The organism is Mucilaginibacter sp. P5_A6 (genome assembly GCF_056400585.1).
On record NZ_JBFUKZ010000054.1, the window covers coordinates 1 to 8,009 of the forward strand.

The 8,009-nt window shown below is 43.3% G+C and carries 6 protein-coding genes; all 6 read left to right on the forward strand.

The window, feature by feature from the left end; all coding sequences use genetic code 11:
* The coding region (locus AC1DO4_RS27305; protein ID WP_477420932.1) for a glycan-binding surface protein at positions 1–1,371 on the forward strand (1,371 nt) is incomplete at its 5' end.
* A gap of 62 nt (positions 1,372–1,433) precedes the next feature.
* Positions 1,434–2,894 carry a cellulase family glycosylhydrolase gene (locus AC1DO4_RS27310; RefSeq protein ID WP_477420933.1) on the forward strand — a complete coding sequence of 487 codons (1,461 nt, stop codon included), beginning with the start codon at positions 1,434–1,436 and terminating at the stop codon, positions 2,892–2,894.
* 363 nt (positions 2,895–3,257) lie between these two features.
* A complete protein-coding gene (locus AC1DO4_RS27315) occupies positions 3,258–3,551 on the forward strand; it encodes a hypothetical protein (protein WP_477420934.1) in 294 nt (97 codons plus the stop codon).
* Positions 3,552–3,738: 187 nt separating this feature from the next.
* Complete coding sequence (locus tag AC1DO4_RS27320; protein WP_477420935.1) at positions 3,739–3,969, forward strand: hypothetical protein; 231 nt, start codon at positions 3,739–3,741, stop codon at positions 3,967–3,969.
* Positions 3,970–4,282: 313 nt separating this feature from the next.
* Entirely contained in the window at positions 4,283–7,162 is a 2,880-nt protein-coding gene (galA, locus tag AC1DO4_RS27325) for a beta-galactosidase GalA (protein WP_477420936.1), read from the forward strand.
* Positions 7,163–7,192: 30 nt separating this feature from the next.
* On the forward strand, positions 7,193–8,009 hold an 817-nt coding region (locus tag AC1DO4_RS27330), incomplete at its 3' end, for a glycoside hydrolase family 3 protein (protein ID WP_477420937.1).

Sequence of the window (8,009 nt, forward strand, 5' to 3'; positions counted from 1 at the left end):
GTTTTAAATAGCGCCGTAGCAAAAGGTCAATGGGTGGTAATAACCGGGCAAAATTTGCAAAATGCAACCCAGATTTATTTTGACGGGGTTCCAGCCTCTTTTAACACTGCTTTATTTGCCCCCGGCAGTGCTGTGGTGAAAATCCCTAATATAGATTTTGGAAAAATTGATACTGCCAAACTGTATACGGTAAAATATGTTACAGGAGCAGGTTCAGCAACATTCGCCTTTAAATTGGGCCCGCCGGCGCCAACTCTTACGGCTATATCCGATGTGTTTGCCGCCCCCGGCGATTCGGTTTACGTGTACGGCACCAATTTAGTATTGGTTCAACAGTTTTCATATGGCGGAACCAAAATTCCAAAATTTAACTCGAATGCCAATGGTACGGCTCTTGGTTTTCTGATGCCGGCAACAACATCCGACAAGTTTATCATAGTGACTACTAAATCTGGTACTGCCCGGGATACCATAAATGCAAAGCCAATCATTACGAGGATTTCCAACGAAAACCCAAGCCCGGGCGATTCAGTTTATATTTATGGTACCTATCTTAAAAATATTCAAACGCTAACTTTTGCAGGTACCGCAATTAATTCATTTGTATCATCCAAAAACGCGAGTTCGGTTGGTTTTGTTATGCCTGCTACAATACCATCGCAAAGCGGACCAGTATCTATTACTACAGAGTTTGGTACAGGTACTACTGTGTACAATGTTTACACTCCAACATGGCTAAAAAACGGTGTTATAGAAAATATGGATGGTTCTGGTAATCTTTATCAGGATTGGGGTGGTAATGGTGGTTGGTGGGGGGACGGTATTGGTGGTATTGATGCTCACAGCAATAACCGATACGGCTGGTTTACAGAAACAACTGACTTTAATGGCGTATTGGGTACAAACAAAACTATGTTTATTTTTGTGAATACTGGTGTTTTGGATGGTGGTTCTTCTAATACTGGTATTATTTTAGCAAGTAATCAATGGGTACCAGCAGCCAACCTTACTGACGAACCAGACAACTGGGCCGTAAAATTAGAAATAAGTGTACCGAAAAACTGGAATGGTGGTGCACTGGATATTAAAACAGATGTAGGTGGCTATATATACAGATGGGAACCATGGAAAACCGGAACAGCCTACAAAACAAAGGGCTGGATCACTTTAACTATTCCGTTGACATCGTTCCGTTCAAGTGACCCAACACTTGGCGAGGGTATGGGAGATCCCTTAACTAATATCAAGGATTTGCTGGGCTCGACAGGACAAACCGGCGCTGTCATATATAGGCATAACTATAACGCACCAAAAACAACAACCGGCTTTTATTGTGCCTTTGATAATATCCGAGTTGTAAAAATTAAATAAGCTAAAGCCCCACAGCAGCATATCACTGTGGGGCTTTTTAACTAATTAAAATTAAAGACAAAATGAAAATTAAGTATTGTTTTACAATATTGATATCTGTTATTACAGTTATATCTTTATTCTCCTGTAAAAAAACGAAGAACCCGGACCCGCAACTAACAGTCAGTGTACCCACCGTAACTTTTACGGGTGACGGGGGGACCCAGGACCTATCCATTTCAGCTAATGCCGATTGGAGCATCAGCAATCCCGCTTATTCGTGGTTGCAAATAAATACAATAACAGGTAAAAGCGGCAGTACTGTTATTCATTTAACAACATTATCGGAAAATGGTACAGGGGCAAGCCGCTCTGGTGTTTTATTTATAAATTCTTCCAACGGCCAGGCAAGAAGGGTGACGGTTACCCAGGCCCCCAACTTATACCCAGGCTATAATACATCGCCCATAGCGCCAGACATGACTGGAATGACCAGTACTGCTGTGCAGCTGGCGGCAAAAATGCGCACGGGAATGGGAACAAATTTTGGCAATACCATGGAGTCGCCAAACGAAGGTGATTGGCAGAGTAGTAAATTGACCGAATCGTATGTGAAGTTTATAAAACAATCAGGTTTCAATTCTGTACGGCTTCCCTGTAACTGGGTTTGGACCCATTTAAGTGACCGAAGCAAGGCAAAAATTGATCCTGCATGGCTTGCGCGGGTGAAAGAAGTGGTTGGATGGTGTGTGGCCAATGATATGTATGTGATACTGAATTCTCACGATAGTCCCAATGTCAATGCGTTAAAGAAAGATTCCGTTAACGCGATGCAAAAGGCAATTTGGGAGCAGATTGCTACAACTATGCGTGATTTTGATGAGCACCTTATTTTTGCCGGATTGAATGAACCTGCGGCTGACAATGCCGGGCAGATGACCATACTTAATGGTTATCATGAAACATTCATTAAGGCAGTTCGCTCTACCGGGGGCAGAAACAGTAACCGGGTGCTGGTTGTGCAGGGGCCCAGTACTGACAGTTATAAAACTTCTGACCTGATGACTACTATGCCTCACGATCCGGTACCTAATCGTTTGATGCTTGAGGTACATAGCTACACGCCTTCCACATTTAATTTACTAAACGATGGAGATGCAAGTTGGGGCAAAATGGCTTACTACTGGGGGGCCGGGAATCATTCTACAATTGAGCCCGATCGCAACGTCACCTTTGGAGAAGAGGATGCGATCATTGCTGAATTCGGAAAGATGAAAAAGTTTGTTGATCAAGGTATCCCTGTGGTGCTGGGTGAATATGCATCATGGAGGAGGACTCCCGCCGTCACCAAAAGCCAGTATCTTCCTAAGGATATGGATAAGCATAACAAGTCTGTGGATGACTGGGCAATTTTTGCGACCAAAACGGCTAAAGCGAATGGACTTCTGCCATTCTGGTGGGAGATAGGTTTTACTTTAGACAGATCTAATAATGTGATAAAGGACCAGCGTATGTATGATGCCATTAAATTAGGATATAAGTAAACAGTAATGTTGGATTAAAGCTTTTACTGGAATAGCGGTACTGTGAACAGATTAGACATTACCGTTTTCTGTTAAGCTAAATTTTAAAAAGTTCTGTGATCCTTATGGATCACAGAACTTTTACTTCAATCGATTTGGCTAATGAATAATCAAGGCGGACAACGTATTTAAAGCGGTACAATTGCCTGCAGGCCCGACACCGCTGAAAAGAGGGCGGGGCTTTAAAACGCACTAAGGTTTTACGATAAAGGATCAGAATAGTGAAATTAAATAAGAGAGAGTTTTAGTTGTTTATAAGTGGATGTCTGGGGCCTTTACCGAGAGGTCCCGGCATTTTTTAACTATAACAATTCTGTTTTCAACATGAAGGAAATCAACAGTAATCTATTCGAATGCATGACGATTGCCGCGGCAAATGATACCTGGTTAAAAAAAGAGGATGTGGAAGATCAAATTAATTCAAAAGCGCCGGAATTAGATGAAAGTGAAATTAAAGCTTTGATAGAGGATTTTGATACGATTGGGATGTTGCTTAAGGAGCACCTTACTTTCGTCAGTATCCCGATCCTAACGCCGGAATCGAAAAAAATGTGTAACGAGGGCTTGGTTCTTATTAAGAAGTTCACTCAAAAATGTTTAAAACATTATGGGTTTTAGAACATTATGGGATGCGTTGCCTTCCCAAATAAGATTTTAACTATACACTATCTGGATATGGGCAGGCCCACGCAGTTAAACAATGGCTTGCCTGTGGCAAAACAACAAATTGAAATAAAACCTAATTCTGTGTACGCCCGTGAATTTGATAGCCGCGGCAAATGATACCTTGTTAAAAAAAGAGGATATGGAAAATCAAATTATTTCAAAAGCGCCAGAATTAGATGAAAGTGAAATTAAAGCTTTGATAGAGAATTTTGATACGATCTGTATTTTGCTGAAGGAGCATCCTGCTTTCTTCAGGAACCCTCTCCTATCGCCTGAATCGAAAAAAACATTTAACGAGGGCTTGGTACTTATTAAGAAGTTCACTCAAAAATGTTTAGAACATTATGGGATGCGTTACCTTCCAAAATAAGGTTTCAACTACGCGCTATGTGGATATGGGTAGGCACGCGCAGTTAAACAGGTAACAAATTAAAACAAGAAAATGTAGACCGCATGGTGTTCGTACTGAAATAAACAGGCAGTACTGGGGTTATTCGGGTTGGACCATTGATTTGGCAACGCGCTTTCCTCCGGGAACATCCCTTGCCGCGAGCTGGAATCCTGAATTGGCCTTAAACCAGGGGCCGGTGAAAATTACGGCCGCAAATAAATAGTATCGTGGAGAAGAAAAGATTATACAACATTTTAGGATTATCGGACTTGCCAGCGCAGGTTAATTGACAATGAAAAATAAATATATAAAAAAAGGGATCTTTTGTATCCTGTTACTGGTAACGGTAAAAACAGCCACCTATGCGCAGCCTTCGGTGGCCGCATCAAAACGCGAACACGTGTGTATAGATAATGACTGGCGCTTTGCATTAGGGCATCCTTATGATCCGGCAAAGGACTATTATAACGGAACCGGAGGGTTTTCTTATTTCGCTAAAACCGGCTATGGCGACGGCGCTGCATCGCCGGGATTTGATGATAGGGGATGGCGTAAAATTAACCTCCCGCATGATTGGGCGGTTGAACAGTCTTTTAGTCCTAAAGCTAGCGTAAGTCACGGATCGAAGGCGACAGGCCGGAACTTTCCTGATGCCAGCGTGGGCTGGTATCGTAAAACTTTTGTTGTTCCCGCTACCGATCTGGGTAAGCATATATCCTTAGCCTTCGACGGTGTTTTTCGTAACAGCGTAGTTTGGGTCAACGGACATTACCTGGGTACCGAGCCCAGTGGGTATAATAGCTTTGAGTACGATATTTCTGAATATTTGAACTATGGAGGTAATAATGTTATAGCAGTACGGGCTGATGCAACCATGGAAGAAGGCTGGTTTTATGAAGGCGCCGGTATTTACCGGCATGTTTGGCTCAATAAAACCGACCAGCTGCATATTGCTGCCAACGGAACATGTGTTACAACCCAGGTGAAAAACAATATTGCCGATGTTACTGCAACGGCCACGATTATTAATAGCGATAAAAAAGCAAGGAGCTTCAGCGTAACACAAACGATTGTTGACGCCGATGGCAAAACGCTTGCTACCGGCAAAACGACAGTGCTTACTTTGATGCCTTTTACATCGCAGGATGTTAAAAGCGTTTTACCTGTAACTAATCCTAAGTTATGGTCGATAGAAACCCCCTTCCTGCACCGGTTGGTTACCACCGTTGAAGAGAATGGCGCTGTTACCGACAGTTATACAACAACATTTGGAATTCGCACCATCAGGTTTGATGCCAACGAAGGTTTTTTTCTGAATGGCAAACACGTTAAAATAAAGGGAACTAATAATCATCAGGATCATGCCGGTGTAGGTACTGCCATGCCCGATGCCTTACAGGAGTTTCGGATCCGTACTTTGAAAGGTATGGGTTGCAATGCTTATCGCTGTTCACATCATCCGCCAACGCCCGAATTGCTGGATGCCTGCGATAAGTTAGGCATGCTGGTTATAGATGAGAATCGTTTAATGGGCGTAGCATCTACAGAACTAAATGACTTGAAAAGGATGATCCTGCGCGATAGAAACCATCCCAGCATCATCAGTTGGTCAATAGGGAACGAAGAGTGGGGCATTGAAGGTAATATTACCGGGGCGCGTATAGCCGCTACTATGCAGGCCTTTGCCAAATCTATTGATTCGAGCCGCTATATCACTGCTGCCATAAGTGGCGGCATTGGCAATGGAATATCAACAGTAATAGACGTGCTGGGCTATAATTACGTAGCAACTAAAAATACCGACGAACAACATAAAAAGTATCCCAACCAGTTTAGCTGGGGTACCGAGGAAGGATCGACAGTGGCCTCACGAGGGATTTATGAGGATGATATGGGTAAGCAGCAACTTGTTGCATACGACAGAAAGCAAAACGACTTTTTTTATAGCCTGGAGCAAGGCTGGAAACATTATGCGGCACGGCCTTACCTGGCGGGTATGTTCATATGGACGGGGTTCGATTACCGCGGCGAGCCTACACCGTTTGGATGGCCTTCGGTAGTATCCTATTTTGGTATGGTTGATGCCTGTGGCTTTCCTAAAGACGATTACTATTATTTAAAATCATGGTGGACGGATCAAACCGTAGTACACCTGCTGCCACACTGGAACTGGCAAGGTAAAGAAGGCCAGGAAATAAGGGTATGCGCTTATAGTAATTGTGACGAAGTTGAACTTTTTCTGAATAAAAAAAGTCTCGGTAAAAAAATTATGGAACCAAACGGGCACCTGGAATGGCAGATGAAATATGAGCCGGGAACACTTGAAGCTATAGGTTATAAGAAAGGGATAAAAGCGGGCAGCGACGTTGTTAAAACAACCCTGGTCCCGGTCAATATTAAATTACAGGCTAACAGGGAGACAATCAAAGCCGATAGCAAAGATATCGCCTTAATTACCGTACAAACTACTGATAAAAATAATTTAAGGGTGCCAACGGCCGACAATGAGCTGGGCTTTTCAATTGAGGGACCTGGTAAAATTATAGGTGTTGGCAACGGAGATCCCACCTCGCTGGAACCCGATCAATACTTGGAACGGATTAACCTTGCTCAAATAGGCAATTTTAAGGAGAAATTTGTAGATGATTTAAATGTGAAGGCCGAAGTTGCGGCCGACTACGATGACAGTAACTGGCAAAAAGCTTTTAAGGATGCCCGGGATAATGAATTTGGCCGAAAGGTGAAAGCGATAGTTTACAGAGCTGGTTTCACGATGCCAGCCGACGTTACCACCGCCACCGCTACCTTTTTTAATAAAAACATAGGCAAGGTGCAAAGCATTTATATTAACGGTAAGCAGATAGCTAAAGAAATTAAGGAGAGTGGCGAAAGCCCTGAATTTAAACTGGATGCCTCATTACTGCACCCGGGCATCAATACCATAGCCATTGTGGCTACACCTTTACTCAAAGCAAATATTTGGGCGAGCGTTAATACCGATCCCGGCTTAATACAGCTGCTTTATCCGGCTGCGCCTTATAAAAGAAAACTATTTAACGGGAACGCCCAGGTTATTGTACAATCAACCGGGCAGTCAGGCCAGATAATATTAAAAGCAACTTCGCCAGGTCTAAAAGCAGCTGTTGTTCAAATTACAGCTGCCGATAAATAGCACCGACAAAAAGGAAAGAAATAATAATTTATGAAATATACGATTGCCTGTTTTATGGCATTTTTCGTGGCCGGCGGAGTTTCGGCACAAAACAAAAGTGAAGTGGTGCTTAATGCGAAGATCAACAGCATCGTCAGCAAAATGACGCTGGAAGAAAAAATAGACATGCTACATGGCAACGCGCTGTTTTCTTCCGCAGGCGTAAAACGTTTAGGTATCCCGGAGCTAACATGCGATGATGGCCCGTTGGGCGTACGCGAAGAAATAAAGCGTTTTGATTGGGCTTCCGCTAACTGGACAACCGATTCGGCCACGTTTTTACCAAATGGCTCGGCAATTGCAGCTACCTGGAACCCTATAATGGCCAACCGGTATGGTGTAGTTATAGGTGAGGAAGCAAATGCCCGTAAAAAGATTGTAATGCTTGCACCGGCATTTAATATTTGCAGGATGCCCCTTTGCGGCCGTACCTATGAATATTATTCCGAAGATCCTTATTTGAACAGCCAATTGGCTGTTCAAGCTGTAAAAGGGATTCAAAGTCGGCACGTAGCAGCCTGTATAAAACATTTTGCCGCCAATAACCAGGAGCTTAACCGCGATAGCGTAAACACCATAGTTGATGAAAGGGCCTTACGCGAAATTTATTTCCCGGCATTTAAAGCAGCCATACAGCAAGGGAATGCTTACACCATTATGTCAGCCTACAATAAACTGAACGGTTATTGGTGTTCCGAGAATGACTATTTATTGAATAAAGTGCTGAAAAACGAATGGGGCTTTAAAGGGGCTGTGGTTTCAGACTGGGGCGGTGTGCACCATACCGTTGCAGCGGCCAACAACGGGC